Origin of the sequence: Paenibacillus sp. FSL R10-2734, from assembly GCF_037963865.1 — a bacterium.
Lineage (GTDB): Bacteria > Bacillota > Bacilli > Paenibacillales > Paenibacillaceae > Paenibacillus_AQ.
Window position 1 is genome coordinate 4,570,909 of record NZ_CP150170.1, and the last position, 16,275, is coordinate 4,587,183.

The window sequence follows — 16,275 nt, forward strand, 5'->3', positions numbered from 1 at the left end:
CCTCCTATTTTCGTAGTTTAAAAACCAAAAAATCACTACAACGAAAATCTTCCTCAAACGAAGGATACTTCTCAAGCATTTCAACAGATGGCTTCGGCTCAACCATTTCTTCAATTTGAAAACCAGCCCGAACAATCGTATTTACATAACTAGATAACGTCCTATGAAAAAACAGAACCTTTTCCTCTTGACCTATCGGGAACATCTGATTATAAGCGCCCTCGTAGAAATAATTATCCACTTTCCAATATAGTTTCTCTCCAGCATCCGACTTGACCCATCCGCTACCAGGAGTTACAAAGCAAGGATGTAGAATCGAAAAGATAAAAGTCCCTCCATCTACTAGCAGACGATACATCTCACTAATCGCCATCTCATAATCGGATAAATCCTGAATCACCATGTTGGAGACGATTAAATCAAAAGTCTTGTCTTGAAGAAAGCTAAGGTTCTCACAGTTGCCATGGAGAAAGCTAATCTTTAATTCCTCCAGTGATCTACTCATAGCTAGCTGTACCATATTCGGCGAGTAATCAACCCCAGTGACTGATCCACCTGCCTTAGCGATCATTCTACTTAAATATCCTTCGCCACAGCCTGCGTCGAGCACTCTCTTATTGTTAACAGAGCCCATGAGATTGAATAGGGCTGGATTCAAGAAAATCTCTCGATGTAAATCACCATTTTCTCCGTACGACGATGCGAGCAGCTCAGCATATTTGTCCCATCTTTTTATAGCCTCTTCAGTTCCAAGTTCATTCTTCATTTGATCCCTCTAAATTCCTGAAATAATCCATTTTACTATCGATAAATCCATTGTCAAAGTCAGCTGCACCAATTAGTTCACCTTCATTAAAACACAAAGCAAACAGCCAAAGCTGTCTAAGCGCAACAAACATAGGAACAGCACTAATATCAGTGTCACTGAGGTCTCTTAGACTTTTGTATCCATTTAAAAATGCTGCCCATAACCGTTCAACTTCATCTTTATTATGTCCACTATGAATCTCTCTTGCCAATCTAAATTCTGCGATATCATAGGCTCTCCATCCGTACCCACAAATATCGAAATCGTAATGGGTCAGCTTTCCCTCGTCCGTAAAGGCCACATTCGTATTCCCATGCAGATCGCCATGACAGATTCCCCAGTCCAAGCCCACTTCTAGATGTTGTTCGATCTGAGCTTTTAATCGCATAACAAGATCATGCAGGAATTTGTAATCCTCTGGTCGATGCTCCATATGCACTTTAATCGTGTTAAGCGGTTTCTCAATTAAATGTTCAAAATCAAGTTTACCTCTCACATGTTCACTCTTAAAGTTGTCCGCAGCTTTGTGGATTTGTGCAACTGCTTGTCCAAATAAATAGCTGTCATCTACAGCATGAATAGGCTTTTCATTTCCTTCAGCAAAAGTAAACATAACTCCATACCTCACACCCTCAGGCACAAAGAATTCATTCATTATAGTCCCATCTTTTCGGGTAATAGGAATGGAGACATTTACACCTTTTTCGTGCAAATCGTTCAACAATTCTAATTCAAAATCAATATCCGATTTATTTCGTCGATCCTCTCGGTATACTCGGAAGATGTATTTTACCGAACCCGCTTCTAAAATGTATGTATCGTTCATTCCCCTAAGAAAAAACTGTATATTAACCGGTTCAAGGATTTCATAATGATCTTTAATATGCAATAATAACGCGTCTTTTGACAAAAGTGAGTATGTAATAGGAAAAAAACTCAATAGTATCCCATCCCTTTAGATTTTTTATAGTAACATTTACACAATACCATATTTAGGCATTTGAATCATTTTCTCCTTAAATTTTCGTAACCAATGTATGGTAAAGTAAGTATATAAGCGCTGAATAAATACACATGGAGGTGTTCCAATGCGTAAATCACCGTTGATCTTGAGCATAATTTTATTAACACTAACGTTAATTATGGGATGTAGTTCAGAAGTGGATGATGCCACTAAAGCCGCTGAGATATATAAAAATGTAGAATATACCGTCAAGGCTTCTGAGGACATACTTTCTGAGGATACTGTTCTGGCGCGAATTGAAGAAATGAAAACATATTATACAGAATACTTTTCCGAAAAGGCTATTGCGAGCCGAATTACAACGATCCCTTTGACAATCGCTGATAAACAAAAGCTTTCTTTAAAACCCGAAAACTTGAAATTCACTCTTTCAGAACAGAAGAAGGATATTATTGAGTTAGATTATACTGTGGATCTTGTATTGTTGGATAAGGACGATAAGGAGAGTAAACGTGTACCTTTGGAAGGTTTATTGACTTTGTTTAATGTGGACGGTAAGTGGTTAGTGCAAGGAGATCGCTTTGACACTGTGGCTTTAAGTAAACTGATTTATGACTAAACATACCTTACTCTAGAGGAATGAGGCTGTCGCTCAGCTATTAGTCTTTATAGGTTGCTATTGGCGGTGAGTGATCTGCGATGTGAGTTTTTGCGATGCTCGGAGTGGGTCTAAAACTAATTAAGGAAAAACTCCATAAAAATATTCGATATTCGCTTATATTGAATGAAATTAGGGAATTCCTCCCTAATAATCAGGGTAATCCCTACGATTTACACCAAACTAGATGATTTTAGGGAGATTTTCCCTAATTGCAAGTCTGACGACCAGTCATCTCAGTATTTCAGGGAGGAATTCCTTAATTATTACATTGGAGCTTCACTAGACTTTCATTTGTAGCATCATTTAATTCTCAGTGCAAAAAAAGGCTAACCTAAGCAGTTATTCATCGCTTTTGAGTTGGCCTCTTTTTGAATTATATTAACTTTTTGCTCATCCGATAATTAATTAACAGAACCCCTTTTCGTTCCACACTTTGCTTCTCAATAAGCTGATATCCGCGACGTTCGAAAAAGGGTCTAGCTGTAATACTTGCTTCGGTATCCATTTCATGAAGACCAAGCTCTCTCGCTTTCATTTCAAGCTTGTTCACGAGTGCAGAGGCCACGCCTTGGCCTTGGAAATCTTTGTGGACATAAAGACGATCCAAGTGTCCTTCCACCGTCATATCCGAAAAGCCAACTATGCAACCATTAATTTCGGCTACATAAGTAATATTTTGACGTAAAGATGATCCCCAAGTGTTAAGCTTGAGTTTTTCTTCCTCTTTAGGCGCCCAAGCATCAAGCTGTTCCTGTGAATAATCTTGTTTGTTTACGGAATGAACCGTATCGTAGAACAATGAGATAATCTGACTAATATCCGATTCTTGGTATGTTCTAATATCCATTGTGCGTTCTCCTTGCTGGCATTGCTACAATCCCACAACATCTACAAGTTCCGAAAGAGAACTAATCATATAGTTAGGTTTGAGATGATTAGGGACCTCTATATTCTGGCGATTATAGTAGCAGAAGTCAATTTCAGAATTCACAGCACCATGGTAATCATCCTCTAAAGAATCCCCAACAAACAGAACCTCGTGATTGCATAGCTGTAGATCTTTTAAGGCCATTTCAAAAATCTCTTTATTAGGTTTTCTGATACCAACTTCATCGGAGATCATTATGGATCTGAACATTTCATAGATCTTACCGGCCTGCAGTCTTTTTCTTTGCGCTTCACTGATCCCGTTGGTGATGATCCCCAGATCATATTTATCTTTAAAAGAGGATAAGATCTGTTCCGCTCCTTCTTCAAAATAACAAGAGTTGCAAAAATAATCCCCATATGTGTCTGACAACTTGTTATGAAATAGCTCCTCCAGATTGAGTGTGTCTCTAAACGAATATCTCAATACTTCACCTATAGTCTTCACCTCACCACCGCTAACAAAGTTCATCCAATGGCGAAAATTGTGACCTGAGAACTCTCCATAAAATAAAGACCATGCATCAGTATTTTCTACAAAAAGTTTGTGATCGTTACAGGTTCTTTTCATAGCTTCTATTTCACAGGTACTATAATTAATTAATGTATTATCCAAATCAAATAAAATGGCTTTGTACATAATATCCTCCCCGAATAATGTTCTTAGCTATCATAACATGAACATTACCGTTTGGATAAAATTAACAATAACGTTTTTACTGCTCTGAAACACCCATAAACTGGATAAGATCAATTTTCCGACCTGTTTTAGCACTTTCCAGCGCTCCGAATACCATTGCCATACTATACCGATTATCTCTACAATTCGTCTCTGCAGGGCGCTCTTCTGCTAGTGACAAGAACATTTCCTCCAGGCAACCTTGATGGAAGGTCTTGTTCATTTCAATAACCTCTCCATTTACACGTTCAACGTCACGATTAAATTTTCCGCTCTGATCTCCCGCTACGACTACCTCCGCATATGGCAAGTCATGTCCATCCCAAATTGCCGTTCCTTTTTCACCATTAATCCGCCATTCTGCTTCCCATGAGGTAGAGGCGCCTTCCGCGCACCAAGATCCCTGATAAGTAAATATAGATCCGTCCGACATTTCATATATACAGACCGCCGACGCGTTCCCCTCATACCATGAACCGGGAGGATTAAACTCTTGACAGTAAACGGATACCGGATTGGCTCCACTAATAAATCGAGCCTGATCAAAGGTATGAATCGCCATATCTAGCAGCAGTGGACTTTCCATGACATCACGGAAACCCCCGAAATGAGGACCGAGGAAAAAGCTTGCACCGATGTAACCTACTCTCCCAATGGTATTAGACTCGATTAAGTTACGCAAAGAACGAATGCGAGGATCATAACGACGATTCTGCATCACAGCATGGGCATTTCCGGTTCTTTCTGAGATTTCTACGATTTTAGTGCACGCCTTCATAGTCTCGGCCAACGGTTTCTCACTAAACACATTACACCCGAGTTCCAATGCGGTGCTAGAAATACTGAAATGGCTTGCCGGCACAGTTACGTCAAAGACAAGATTAGCTTCTGTCTCCTGAATCGCCTGCTTAATATCAGTAAACGTCAGACAATGAATTTCATGCTTTGCTGCCATCGCTTGTGCGGACTCCAGCCGTATATCTACAAGAGCTACAATCTCCGTATCTGGACGCGATAAAGCGTATTCAATCCATGCGTTGGCCATACCTCCGCAACCTGCAACTGCTACACGATACTGTGCTGTCATATTTCTCCTCCTCAACGGTTAAAGCGGATTAGGTACAAAGCTACCGCCCCGGCATTGTTTTAAATAATTCAAAGCATGCACTTGACCCATCATTTCCAGTTCATCCCGATAGACAGGATCATGCCAGCCTTCAATATCAATCGTGCCTTTATAACCTGCCTGGCGCAAAATAGAGATGACATCTGTCCAGTTTGTATCTCCAAAGCCCGGGGTACGGTGCCATACATAAGGATTTGGACCGTGGATACCATATTCTTTGATGATATCCCAAGCGATTGTGGCATCCTTGCCATGCACATGGAAGATCTTATCAGTCCATTTACGAAGCTGTGAAATCGGATCAATCAGCTGCACCATCTGATGACAAGGTTCCCATTCGAGTCCTATATTGTCCGCTGGCACAGCATTAAACATCTTCTCCCAAGCTAATGGATTGTGAGCAATATTCCAGTCACCCGTACTCCAGTCTCCACCCATGGAGCAGTTCTCGAAGGCAATTCGCAAACCACGGTCCGCTGCTCTTTTGGACAGCTCTCCAAATACCTCGGTAAATTTCGGAATAGATTCATCAATGGACACCCCTGGCAGCCTTCCAGTAAAACCTGATACCATATCCGTTCCAAACAAATGAGCGTGATCAATAAGTCGCTCCCAGCTCGCTATTGCATCGGAATTATCACCAGTATTCGTCAAAGGATTTCCGAAGATCCCAACAGATGAGATGACGAAGTCATGTTCTTCCGCAAGCTCTTGCACACGCTTTCCAGTTTCCACAAGATCTGTTTCCCCTGTAGTTTGCCAGAAGGTTAAGCTAAAAGATTCAAAGCCATGTCCAACGATTTGCGGAATCACTCTGACAGCATCGCCGCCACCCACTAATGTTCCAATTCTCAATGTATCCTTCATCTTGTGACCACTCCAATATTGGTTTATAGTTAGTTCTATAACCCGAGTATATACTGCTTCTTAGCTTAAAACTCTTATTATCTTGTGTTTATATAGTCGTATCTTGTGGGAGTTGTATAAATTATGAGTTATCCTAACGATCTTAAAGAATATCCACAATTAGAAGAGAAGACGTATCCATTTCGATTGTTTTTTAATAAATGCATGAACGCCAAGATCGGTCAGAACATCCTGTATTTACACTGGCATGAGCATTTCGAGATCATCATTATGCAAGAAGGCAGCGCCATCTTTCACGTGGACAGCAAACCCTACGAATTGCATGCGGGTGAGGTACTGTTTGTTCCTTCTGGGGGGTTGCATGTTGGGTACAGTCTGCGGGATGATCATGTCCGTTTTATTTCTGTCGTATTTCATAGTTCGTTATTTAAGGATTGGAAACAGGATCCTCAGCATGAGCAGTTTGTAGTCCCCTATTTGGAGAATCGTTATCAGCTTCCGGTCAAACCTACAGAGCTTGTTCCGACCTGTTCCACATATTATTCCCTTCTGGATACAATCGTGGATGAAGTACACCGGAAAGGGCCGGCTTTTCAACTGGTCATCAAGAATCAACTACATATACTCTTTGTGCTGCTCTCTCGCACCTTTCTACCTGAACAGGTTTCTGGTAGAACGCATGAACGTCATTCCTTTAATCGCGAGCGTTTCAAGCCACTACTAGAATACATCGAGAACCATTTTGATGACAAAATGACCATAGAAAGCGCCGCGAAATCCGTTAATCTAAATCCATACCATTTCTGCAAAACCTTTAAGAAGCTAACCGGCCGAACCTTTATCGACTATGTTAATCTTTGCCGAGTAAATGAAGCGGAGCGATTGCTGCTCGAGACAGATTTATCAGTAACCGAGATTGCTGGGCGAGTGGGCTGCGACAATTCGAATTATTTCACCAAGCTGTACAAGCAGTATAAAGGTATCACCCCTTCAGGGGTTCGGAAATAAGAGAATCGGTCTCTGTTCACACAAAAATAGCACCGTTCGCCTCTCGCAAACGGTGCTGGTTATAGAATTATTCCGTAGCAGCAAGCTCCAGCCTCCGCACACTTGCAAGCGCAGGAAAGGATTCTTCCACCATACCAGTATTCCAAAGCTTAACCTGCTGACCTACTTTCAAATCCTTAAAGCTAATCGATTCTCCAGCTTCATTAAACATTTCTGACTTCAGATTGAACGAGAACCAGTAAGAGGGATCTTCTTTACCAGGTTCAAGGATGAGAATCCGCTTCGCCTGTTTGGTATCGATATCTACAATTTGACCTACTACATGTGGATCACCTATTTCAGAAATATCGTAGGTCAACATACTCGGATCGATCCACTTATCAATCTCAAGCTTGGCAGCTTCGGCGTAATCAGACGGAATTGTAATGGTTAGCTTATTACCAATCGTATCCACACCGGACCCGTAGAGATTAAGCTTCTGGTAGAGCTCATGTTCATGTAATAGTTCTTGTGCCGCTAGCAGCTCTTGCATAGTGTATTTGACTTCATGAAGCTCATAAGTACCTGCGGTGAAAGTCTGAGCAAAACTCTGCTCAATCTGCGCGTTCAAACCCACGATATTGATATGAATCTTGTTGTCCTGTAGATAAATATCTCCGTTAGGAATTTTCTGAGCAGATAAGAAAGCTTTGACGACTTCCGGATCACTGGAGTTGAGTACTTTTCCAGCTTCAGAACAACCACTTATGAACAGAATAATAGCAGAAATCCATATCCAGCTGCTAATCATCTTGTGCATCCTTTTCACACCCTCACTCTTTATCTTCTCAAACGGAGGTTGGAAGTGATAGGTTGCAGATTCAGCAAGAACTCTCTAATCCAATGTATAAGGAGCAAGTCCAAGCGGTAGAGCCGCAGGACGAGTGCAGGTGCTCTCCATTTCGTAGAATGTATGAGCATCTGAAGAATCATGGAAAGCCCACATCGCTTCCAGTACATGATAAGCCAATCCCCCATTAGCGCGATGCTTTCTTCCGGTACGAATAGCATAAGCCATATCTGCTGGGCCGATTCCTCGTGTATTTTGATCGTATCCAGATAGCAGAGGCTGCTCCGTCCATTCATTCTCACCCATGAGCCGGTATTTCACCGGACCGCCAAAGTTATTAGGATCTGGCACTTGGATTGTTCCAAGTGTTCCGTAGATTTCTATATGCGGAAGGTTACTACCGCCAAAGATATCAAAGCTTGTAATCAGCGTTACAATGGCTCCATTCTCAAATCGTAACGTTCCGGCAACGTGAGTTGGTATTTGAACAGAAATTTTATTACCCAATTTCTTCTCACTTGTAATCGTGCGTTCTTCTAGCGCTTTTCCAGTCATCCCGCTAACCGTACGAATTGGGCCTAGTAGCTGCACCAAAGCCGTCAAATAGTATGGTCCCATATCGAACATCGGACCTCCACCAGCAGCATAGTAGAATTCAGGATCTGGATGCCAATGTTCATGTCCACGCCCCATCATAAACGAGGTAGCTGCAACGGGTTCGCCAATTACACCCTCTTCGATCAGTTTCAATACGGTTTGTATGCCCGATCCAAAGAATGTTTCCGGAGCGCTGCCAACAAGTACGCCTTTTTCGCGTGCAGCAGACAGAACTTGGCGTCCTTCTTCTCTCGTCACAGCCAGTGGTTTCTCAACGTACACATGTTTTCCTGCTTCGATAGCTTTCAGGCATACTTCCGCATGTACCGCTGGAATGGTTAGATTGATGACGATTTCTATCTCCGGATCATTCAATAATTGCTCTGTGTTATAAACGTTGGGAATATTGTATTTATCCGCTTGTTCCTGCGCTCTCGCCAAGTCCAAGTCCGCACACGCAACTAGATCCAGAATCTCGAACTTCTGGCAGTTCTCCATATAGATACTACTGATTTTACCGCATCCGATAATGCCAACTTTGACTTTATCCATTCGCTGATCGCTCCCAGAGTTTATTGACTGTCTGCCATTCCGCTATAGCTATTATTAATCGTTGATAGATTGGATTGTGCATGAGCTTTACCTTCAGCAGCCCAAAGTAGTCCTCTGCGCATCATTTCCTTAACCTGTGGCTTAGCTACAATATCGGCATGATGTCCAAGTGAATTATAATACACTCTTCCATGGCCCCAACGTTTAGTCCAAGCTACCGGCATATCCACGGCTTTGTTGAAGGAATGTGGGCCTTCAACAACCGGAAAGCGAGTCGTTGCAAGAACTTCTACCGCTGGATCTACATGCAGGTAATATTGCTCTGAACACACGTTGAAATCTTCAAGTCCTTCTACCAAAGGACTTGAGCTTTGACGAATCTCTACCGTATAGTTAACACCGTCATTACCGGGATGAGCTACCCATTGTCCACCCGTCATAAACTGCCAATCCACATTATTTCGGAAAGAATCACACATCCCGCCATGGCAACCCGCAAGACCGGTCCCTTGTTGTACAGCTGCTGAGACATTATCAACAAGCTTCTGATCGATTGTACCCATCGTCCATACTGGAACGATCAAATCTAATCCAAGAAGCTTCTCTGCATCAGCAAAAGCCTCCAGCGTATTCGATACCTCAACTTCAAACTGCTCCTCCTGCAACACCTTTGCAAATATATCAGCGACTTGCTCAGGTTCATGACCATCCCAACCGCCCCATACTATCAATGCTTTTCTCATCTTCAACACTCCTTCTAATAGAGGTTGTTCATAAAGTCCGCTTTTGATCACGAAGTATCCCAAGAGGCTTACTCGACATCGAATATTGAATTCAGGCGAAACTTCCGGTGCTGAAAACCGTACTTTTTGAACACGCATTTTTGTTGATTACATCTCGGATATATCGACCCAGCGGCGCTGTTCAATAGAGCGTTCTACCGCTTCTAACACAGCTTGACATTTCACTCCATCATGGAAATTAGGTACAGGCTGACGACCTTCTTCAATCGCGTTGGAAAGCTCCAGCATCTCGTGAATAAACGTATGTTCAAAACCAATTGTATGACCAGGCGGCCACCAAGCCTCTGCATATTCATGAGCAGGATCCGTTGCTAGCACACGGCGAAAGCCCTGTACATCCTCAGCATCAGAGGTTAAATAGACTTCAAGTTCATTCATACGCTCGAAATCGAATTTCACACTGCCAAGGCTACCATTTATCTCAAAAGAATTGGTAGAGCGATGACCTGCTGCGAAGCGTGTAGCTTCAAAACTACCTATGGCACCGTTTACAAAACGAGCTAAAAACAATGTAGCATCATCAACAGTAACCTTTCCTTTTGGTGCATCCTTGTCGCCTTTGGCGCTTAATCCGGTCATTTCAGCGGCGAGTGGACGCTCTTTAATGAAGGTCTCGCTCATTCCGATTACTTCCTTCACGTCACCTACTAAGAAATGTGCTAAATCAATGAGATGCGCACCCAGATCTCCATGTGAGCCTGAACCTGCAATCTCCTTTTGCAATCTCCATACTAACGGGAAATCCGGATCAATTATCCAATCCTGAAGAAACCATGCCCGAAAATGATAGATCTTCCCAAGCCGCCCGCTCTCTACGAGCTCTTTAGCAAGTCTAACCGCTGGAGAAAAACGATAATTAAAACCAACCATATGCGTAACTCCTGCATCTTCAGCGGCTTGGAGCATTTCACGAGAATCCGCTAAGGTCAGCGCGAGTGGTTTTTCACAAAAAATATGTTTACCAGCTTTGGCTGCTGCCAGAGCAATCTCCTTATGTGCATTACTAGGAGCATTTATATCAATAAGATCGACATCCTCACGAGCGATTAGATCTTTCCAATCCGTAACACAATCCGACCATCCTAACTGAGTGGCAGCCTCTTCAAGCGCTTCAGCATTCCGTCCACAAATTACAGACATCTCAGGTTTAAGCGATTTCGGGAAAAACATTGGCAAACTGCGGTAAGCATTACTATGAGCCTTACCCATAAATTTATAACCGATCATTCCGATGCGAAGCTGTTTCATCTTATTCCTCCTTAGGATTTATAATTTTAGATGATGCTCGTATAACAAGTTCTGTCGGTAGTTTAATCTGGATAACTTGTGAAGACGCTAATGTTTCTGAGAAACTACTACCCTGTAATTCCAATACCTTGGCTACAGCGATCTCGCCTAGCTCATAAAAGGGAACACGAACACTGCTTAACGCTGGTGTAGTAAGCTCAGCTGCATCCGAATCATCATAACCCACGATGGCCGGTATGCGATTTCTTGGTACGCCTAGTTCCTGCAAGCCTTGCTGCAATCCAATAGCCATTCGATCATTAGCGGCTACAATGGCATCAATCTCATTCAGCAGTGGCAACATTTCCTTAGCAGCAATGACACCGCTCTTACGACTGAAATTACCTTCAAATAGAAGCGAAGCATCCAAAGGAATGTTCGACTCTGCCAAAGCGCGGGAATACCCCGTTAAACGATCTCGGCTGTTCGAATAAGATTCAGGGCCGTTTAGAAAGGCAATCCTTCTATATCCCTGATCCAGTAAGTGTCTGACCGCTTGCCAGCTCCCTTCGACATGATCGGCATCCACCTCATGAAAAGCCTCTCCTTCAAAATGCTGATTAATCAGGCAAAACGGATGGCCTTCCTCCTTCAAACGACGAAGTGAAGCTAGCTCACCTGGCTCTTCTTTGGCACCGAGTACAATGCAAGCATCGATCTTCCGCATCTTAAACAATTCGCTATAGTCCATTGGCTCTTCGGCATTTCGAAACAGCATTAACAGATCATAACCCTCTTCTCGCGCTTTACTCCCAATACCACTTAATATTTCCGAAAAATAATAAGTGGAGAACAAGCGGGCTTTCGGCAAATAAGGCATCACTACACCGAGGTTCCCACTTCTTCTACGAGCAAAGCTCTGAGCGAGTGAACTAGGGGTATAACCTAGCTTGAGAGCAGCTGCCAACACACGTTCCTTCGTTTCTTCCTTGAGCGGACCTACGTTGTTTATCACGCGAGATACTGTGGCCTCTGAGACTCCGGCAAGCTCGGCAACCTCTTTACGGCTGGCGATAGAAATTCCTCCTACGAAAACGCATTCAATTAATGTACGCGCGTACATTCTCTCATGGACCATGCCCTTCGTCAACCCTTATTTTGGATATTTATTTATAAAAAATCCCCTGAAATGAATCAGGGGATTTCATCATCCAAGTTAAAAAACAATCCGAATGAGTTCATCATTTGAAATCATAATCTCAGAATTCAGGGATTTTCCATCAACCACGCTTGTACATGCTTTAGAAATTTTTTGGTGGCAGGGGAAGCGTATTTCATGGAATGAACAGCGATCCCAAGCGATCTAAAACTAGGCTCCTCCAATTCAAGCATAGTTACATTATAATTCTGACGAGTTAATACTAGCTCTGGCAAAATACTAATCCCAAGCCCCTTCTCTACCATAGCCATAATGGCATAGTCATCACCCGCTGAGAATTTAATATTTGGTTTGATGCCCGCCTTATCTAGCACACGTCTAACATCATAATCCGAACCTGCCTTTGGAATAATGAAATCCTCCTTAGCAATTTGGGATAATGACAGAAAGGGTTCTGCACTAAGCGGATTCTCATTAGATACGATGCCCAGCATCCGGTCCCTTTTTAAAGGAATCACTTCGAACTTCTCACGTGTAGGCAGAGAAATGAAACCACAGTCTACGACTCCAGCCTCGATCCATTGCTCAACCTCTAAGTAACCGCCTTCCATCAATCTGATTTCTATATAAGGGTACTCACTGCGAAATTGCTTAATCATCCCCGGCAGCCAATGCACAGATACACTTGTGAACGTACCAATAGTAATGGTCCCGACCTCTAGCTCATGTATATCGGCTACCTCCTGTTTCAATTTCTCATTCCATTTTAGAATTTCACGGATTGGCTGCAGCACTTGCTCCCCATTTACCGTCAATTTAACGCCAGATCTATTTCTAATTAATAACGGAAAACCAAACTCCATCTCCAGACTACTGATCGTGTGACTAATTCCAGATTGAGTAAAGCCCAGCACATCTGCTGCTTTTGTTAAGCTCCCTAGCTCCACAACTTTTAGAAAAATCTCATACTTATTAATGCTCAACCTCTATCCCTCACCTTTATAAATTACATAAGTTTTACTCATGTATCCTATCATAAACATTCAGTTACCTTATGTATAGAGCCGTATTATACTATATTGAGTTGACAATAAAGAAGGATGGATGAAGAGATGAAACCGCTCAAAGCTGAGCTGATGCTGTTAGTTGTAACATTATTTTGGGGCTCCTCCTACATATTTATGAAGATGGGGTTAGGTACGTTAGGCGAATTCAATCTGATTGCACTCCGCTTCGGACTTGCTTTTATATTAGCCGCAGTGATATTCCACAAACGATTAAGACGAGTAGACATCAAAACATTGAAATATGGCGCTTTACTCGGATTCTTACTCCTCGGCGTGTTCACATGTATAACATTCGGACTCAAGACCACCACAACCTCCAACGCAGGATTTTTGGTAGCCCTGACGGTCATATTTGTACCGATACTAGATCGAATTATTTTCAAAAAAAGAGTTGCACCTCCGCAGGTATTCGGATCCGTACTCGCTATTGCTGGAATTGGACTCCTTACATTAAATGCTACCTTAAAGATTCAACCAGGTGATCTCCTCTGTATTCTTTCGGCGGTGTTCTATGCGGTACAGATCTTATTTACTGGCAAAGCGGTAAAAGAATGTGATTCACTGAATATTGGGATCTTGCAGTTAGGATTCGCCGGAGGGTTTGCTTTAGTGTTATCTGTACTGTTCGAGACACCTTCGCTTCCTTCGACTTTACCGGCTTGGATAGCGATCCTGGCACTTGGGATTCTCTGTAGTGCTTGTGGCTTCATCCTACAACCCATTGCTCAAAAATACACTTCTCCAACACGCACCGGACTGATTTTCTCTCTCGAGCCGGTATTCGCCGCGCTCTTTGGCTATTGGTTCGCCGCTGAAAAGCTATCGATGCAAGGATATGCTGGTGCAGCCCTTGTTCTACTGGGGATTATAGCATCGGAGCTACTCGGTAAAGTTACGTTCAGTCCGGCGATGTTTATCAAGAAGAACAGTCATTAATGATATCCATAATTTGATTTCTAGCTGCCTTTGATTCAGGAAAAAAGAACAAGGGCCACACATGCAGCATTTTTGGATATTCGTAATAGTTAAACGGTAGGTTCTGTTCCTTCAATTTATCTTTGAATTTTCGAGTATCTGGATAAACGATATCATGTGTTCCTACAAATATACTGATGATCCCTAAACCTTCTAGCTCTCCATTGATAGGGCTAATTAAAAAGTGTTCTACTTGCTGATCCCCTGCATACCACTCCGCGATTTCCTTTATGGATGGTGTTGCAAGAATGGGATCTTTTTTCTCTACTTCTTTTATTTCTGGATTACTAAATGTCATATCAAGTGCGGGAGAGATAAGAATGATATTTCCTGGCTGAGGTAGTTCTTTTTCTTTTAACAATTGTGCTAAAGCTACACTCATCCCACCACCTGCTGAATCACCCATAACTATGATGTCCTCATTCGACACTGTAGTTAATAATTGTTGATATAAAGGTAAGAGCATTTCAAACACATCTATATGAGTATAAGTCGGCGCTAAAGGATATATTGGAAAAGTCACTGTGCAATCAGAGCTATCTACCAACTCAGCAATAAAACCCCAATGTAAAGAGGTTACGTTCAGAACATACCCTCCACCATGCAAATACAATACATGTTTATGTCCAGCCTTCTCTTTATTTGAAATAACGTAATATGGGTGACCTGTGATTTCTTGTTTCAGTAGATTATATTTTTTTATGATCTTATTTGGGGGTTCGATGCTTTCTTTGCGTTGCTTATGCTCTATCATCGTTCTTAATGCTGTTCCAGTCTTCTTCCACATATTATTATGTCTTACCATACGAATTCCCAACTTCACCATTCGACTCTGGAGACTTTCTTTAGCTTTAACCTTGCTTTCGTTCGTACGCATTTCAATCCTTCTTTCTTGTGTTCATCTCGTTGACCGAATGAAGCAGGCGAAGTGCCCATTCCAGTTGTATACAATCATTTTATCTTACGTATATTTCTTACTCAACTAACCTGACTAGTAACTTCAATAATAAGAGGCAGCTGATCTTTGATCGGCTGCCGTTTAATTGTACCAAATTCGACTAGCTAGGTTTTTACTTGCTGCATTGGCTTCGCGTACATTTTATTGAGTATAATCGTTTGCACGATAATGAATATGCCACCTACCGCCCAATATAATGGCAACGCGGCGGGCATCGAAAAAGAAAACACACCCATCATGATCGGGGACAACAATCCAATGAAAGCCATTTGATTATTTTGATTTTGCTGATACTGTGCTGAAACCGATTGCGACACGCGGAACTGAACGTAATAAACCACAGCGGCAATAATCGGCAAAATCATATCCATTTCCCCCAAGCTAAACCACAGAAAATTATGATCTGCGATCTCTGGGGTACGACGAATAGCATAGTAAAATGCAAGGGTGATCGGCCATTGGAGAAGCATCGGCAAACACCCCATGCTTAAGGGATTGAATTGATACTTCTGGTAGAGCTCCATCATCTCGACTTGTTGTTGTTTTTTTGCATCTGCGCTAACGTCGTTCTTATACTTCTCCTTTAGTGCGTTTAACTCCGGCTGAAGGACGGCCATCTTTTCTTTTATGGCCATTTGCTTCTTGGTTTGATTCATCATGAGCGGCATGATCGCAAGTCTTATGATGAATGTCATTAGCACAATCGATAGTCCATAGTTTCCATGAAACGCATTCGCGAAAAATGTAATCAGGAACGAGAATGGATAAATAAAGTAGTGGTTAAATATCCCTTGCGAATCAACATTAATCGGGTTTGATGGGGATGCTGTCGAGCATCCGCTAAGTATAATGATTGGAATAACCCCAATCAACATAACGTGAATGGGCTTCGCCCATTTTTGTAGCATCAAAGTCTTTTTCATTGTTATCCTCCCTAATTGAATGTTTTGAATATCAATGTAGGGAAAGATTATCGGGGTCTTCATCAGGCGCTTCTTTTCGACTAGCGGCACGTGCTATCCACCGTTGAATACTGTTGGGCTGCGGCAGCCTGATAGCCACAAACAT

17 protein-coding genes are annotated in these 16,275 nt (G+C 42.3%); 3 read left to right on the forward strand and 14 right to left on the reverse strand.

Going from position 1 to position 16,275, the window contains the following annotated elements:
* Positions 1–4: 4 nt before the first annotated feature.
* Both NSS67_RS19825 and NSS67_RS19830 read right to left on the reverse strand, forming a co-directional pair.
* Positions 5–766: a class I SAM-dependent methyltransferase gene (locus NSS67_RS19825; protein WP_339315304.1), complete on the reverse strand. Its 762-nt coding sequence runs from the start codon at positions 764–766 to the stop codon at positions 5–7.
* Positions 756–1,634, reverse strand: a complete 879-nt coding sequence (locus NSS67_RS19830; protein WP_339315305.1) for a phosphotransferase — start codon at positions 1,632–1,634, stop codon at positions 756–758. Before NSS67_RS19830 ends, NSS67_RS19825 begins: the two co-directional genes overlap by 11 nt.
* A gap of 262 nt (positions 1,635–1,896) precedes the next feature.
* Between NSS67_RS19830 and NSS67_RS19835 the strand changes: the two genes are divergently transcribed.
* Positions 1,897–2,391, forward strand: coding sequence for a hypothetical protein (locus tag NSS67_RS19835; RefSeq protein WP_339315306.1), 495 nt, complete (start codon positions 1,897–1,899; stop codon positions 2,389–2,391).
* Between the two features lie 415 nt (positions 2,392–2,806).
* Here NSS67_RS19835 and NSS67_RS19840 read toward each other — a convergent pair whose 3' ends face one another.
* The 4 genes from NSS67_RS19840 to NSS67_RS19855 all read right to left on the reverse strand — a co-directional run bounded on the left by NSS67_RS19840 (position 2,807) and on the right by NSS67_RS19855 (position 6,032).
* Positions 2,807–3,280 (reverse strand): GNAT family N-acetyltransferase, encoded by a 474-nt coding sequence (locus tag NSS67_RS19840; RefSeq protein WP_339315307.1) that lies wholly within the window; start codon positions 3,278–3,280, stop codon positions 2,807–2,809.
* 24 nt (positions 3,281–3,304) lie between these two features.
* Complete coding sequence (locus NSS67_RS19845; protein ID WP_339315308.1) at positions 3,305–4,000, reverse strand: HAD-IA family hydrolase; 696 nt, start codon at positions 3,998–4,000, stop codon at positions 3,305–3,307.
* Between the two features lie 76 nt (positions 4,001–4,076).
* On the reverse strand, positions 4,077–5,126 hold the full coding sequence (locus NSS67_RS19850; protein WP_339315309.1) for a Gfo/Idh/MocA family oxidoreductase: 1,050 nt from the start codon (positions 5,124–5,126) through the stop codon (positions 4,077–4,079).
* A gap of 18 nt (positions 5,127–5,144) precedes the next feature.
* Positions 5,145–6,032: a sugar phosphate isomerase/epimerase gene (locus tag NSS67_RS19855; RefSeq protein WP_339315310.1), complete on the reverse strand. Its 888-nt coding sequence runs from the start codon at positions 6,030–6,032 to the stop codon at positions 5,145–5,147.
* A gap of 123 nt (positions 6,033–6,155) precedes the next feature.
* Between NSS67_RS19855 and NSS67_RS19860 the strand changes: the two genes are divergently transcribed.
* Entirely contained in the window at positions 6,156–7,040 is an 885-nt protein-coding gene (locus NSS67_RS19860) for an AraC family transcriptional regulator (protein WP_339315311.1), read from the forward strand.
* A gap of 67 nt (positions 7,041–7,107) precedes the next feature.
* On the opposite strand, the gene NSS67_RS19865 is transcribed toward NSS67_RS19860, so the two are convergent.
* The 6 genes from NSS67_RS19865 to NSS67_RS19890 all read right to left on the reverse strand — a co-directional run bounded on the left by NSS67_RS19865 (position 7,108) and on the right by NSS67_RS19890 (position 13,190).
* A complete protein-coding gene (locus tag NSS67_RS19865) occupies positions 7,108–7,839 on the reverse strand; it encodes a hypothetical protein (protein ID WP_339315312.1) in 732 nt (243 codons plus the stop codon).
* A 75-nt stretch (positions 7,840–7,914) separates the two neighbouring features.
* Positions 7,915–9,018 (reverse strand): Gfo/Idh/MocA family oxidoreductase, encoded by a 1,104-nt coding sequence (locus tag NSS67_RS19870; RefSeq protein WP_339315313.1) that lies wholly within the window; start codon positions 9,016–9,018, stop codon positions 7,915–7,917.
* Positions 9,019–9,038: 20 nt separating this feature from the next.
* Positions 9,039–9,761: a ThuA domain-containing protein gene (locus NSS67_RS19875; RefSeq protein WP_339315314.1), complete on the reverse strand. Its 723-nt coding sequence runs from the start codon at positions 9,759–9,761 to the stop codon at positions 9,039–9,041.
* A gap of 147 nt (positions 9,762–9,908) precedes the next feature.
* The gene (locus NSS67_RS19880) at positions 9,909–11,069 is read right to left on the reverse strand and encodes a Gfo/Idh/MocA family oxidoreductase (RefSeq protein ID WP_339315315.1); all 1,161 of its coding nucleotides are present in this window, start codon (positions 11,067–11,069) and stop codon (positions 9,909–9,911) included.
* A gap of 1 nt (position 11,070) precedes the next feature.
* The gene (locus NSS67_RS19885; protein WP_339315316.1) at positions 11,071–12,186 is read right to left on the reverse strand and encodes a LacI family DNA-binding transcriptional regulator; all 1,116 of its coding nucleotides are present in this window, start codon (positions 12,184–12,186) and stop codon (positions 11,071–11,073) included.
* A 128-nt stretch (positions 12,187–12,314) separates the two neighbouring features.
* Positions 12,315–13,190 (reverse strand): LysR family transcriptional regulator, encoded by an 876-nt coding sequence (locus NSS67_RS19890; protein WP_339315317.1) that lies wholly within the window; start codon positions 13,188–13,190, stop codon positions 12,315–12,317.
* A 129-nt stretch (positions 13,191–13,319) separates the two neighbouring features.
* Here NSS67_RS19890 and NSS67_RS19895 point away from each other — a divergent pair, with 129 nt between their 5' ends.
* Entirely contained in the window at positions 13,320–14,210 is an 891-nt protein-coding gene (locus NSS67_RS19895) for a DMT family transporter (protein ID WP_339315318.1), read from the forward strand.
* Here the strand turns inward: NSS67_RS19895 and NSS67_RS19900 are convergent.
* Together NSS67_RS19900 and yidC are read right to left on the reverse strand one after the other, a co-directional pair.
* Positions 14,191–15,126: an alpha/beta hydrolase gene (locus tag NSS67_RS19900; protein ID WP_339315319.1), complete on the reverse strand. Its 936-nt coding sequence runs from the start codon at positions 15,124–15,126 to the stop codon at positions 14,191–14,193. The two genes, NSS67_RS19895 and NSS67_RS19900, sit on opposite strands and share 20 nt — an antisense overlap.
* Positions 15,127–15,311: 185 nt before the next feature.
* Positions 15,312–16,130, reverse strand: coding sequence for a membrane protein insertase YidC (gene yidC / locus NSS67_RS19905; protein WP_339315320.1), 819 nt, complete (start codon positions 16,128–16,130; stop codon positions 15,312–15,314).
* Positions 16,131–16,275: the final 145 nt, after the last annotated feature.

Excerpts from the sequence above, each read along its gene's own strand:
- NSS67_RS19835 (WP_339315306.1), top strand. The coding sequence starts at position 1,897 with ATGCGTAAATCACCGTTGATCTTGAGCATAATTTTATTAACACTAACG.
- NSS67_RS19885 (WP_339315316.1), bottom strand. The coding sequence starts at position 12,186 with ATGGTCCATGAGAGAATGTACGCGCGTACATTAATTGAATGCGTTTTC.
- NSS67_RS19875 (WP_339315314.1), bottom strand. The coding sequence starts at position 9,761 with ATGAGAAAAGCATTGATAGTATGGGGCGGTTGGGATGGTCATGAACCT.
- NSS67_RS19830 (WP_339315305.1), bottom strand. The coding sequence starts at position 1,634 with ATGAACGATACATACATTTTAGAAGCGGGTTCGGTAAAATACATCTTC.
- NSS67_RS19895 (WP_339315318.1), top strand. The coding sequence starts at position 13,320 with ATGAAACCGCTCAAAGCTGAGCTGATGCTGTTAGTTGTAACATTATTT.
- NSS67_RS19845 (WP_339315308.1), bottom strand. The coding sequence starts at position 4,000 with ATGTACAAAGCCATTTTATTTGATTTGGATAATACATTAATTAATTAT.
- NSS67_RS19840 (WP_339315307.1), bottom strand. The coding sequence starts at position 3,280 with ATGGATATTAGAACATACCAAGAATCGGATATTAGTCAGATTATCTCA.
- NSS67_RS19865 (WP_339315312.1), bottom strand. The coding sequence starts at position 7,839 with ATGCACAAGATGATTAGCAGCTGGATATGGATTTCTGCTATTATTCTG.
- NSS67_RS19825 (WP_339315304.1), bottom strand. The coding sequence starts at position 766 with ATGAAGAATGAACTTGGAACTGAAGAGGCTATAAAAAGATGGGACAAA.
- NSS67_RS19855 (WP_339315310.1), bottom strand. The coding sequence starts at position 6,032 with ATGAAGGATACATTGAGAATTGGAACATTAGTGGGTGGCGGCGATGCT.
- NSS67_RS19860 (WP_339315311.1), top strand. The coding sequence starts at position 6,156 with ATGAGTTATCCTAACGATCTTAAAGAATATCCACAATTAGAAGAGAAG.
- NSS67_RS19880 (WP_339315315.1), bottom strand. The coding sequence starts at position 11,069 with ATGAAACAGCTTCGCATCGGAATGATCGGTTATAAATTTATGGGTAAG.
- NSS67_RS19870 (WP_339315313.1), bottom strand. The coding sequence starts at position 9,018 with ATGGATAAAGTCAAAGTTGGCATTATCGGATGCGGTAAAATCAGTAGT.
- NSS67_RS19850 (WP_339315309.1), bottom strand. The coding sequence starts at position 5,126 with ATGACAGCACAGTATCGTGTAGCAGTTGCAGGTTGCGGAGGTATGGCC.
- yidC (WP_339315320.1), bottom strand. The coding sequence starts at position 16,130 with ATGAAAAAGACTTTGATGCTACAAAAATGGGCGAAGCCCATTCACGTT.
- NSS67_RS19900 (WP_339315319.1), bottom strand. The coding sequence starts at position 15,126 with ATGCGTACGAACGAAAGCAAGGTTAAAGCTAAAGAAAGTCTCCAGAGT.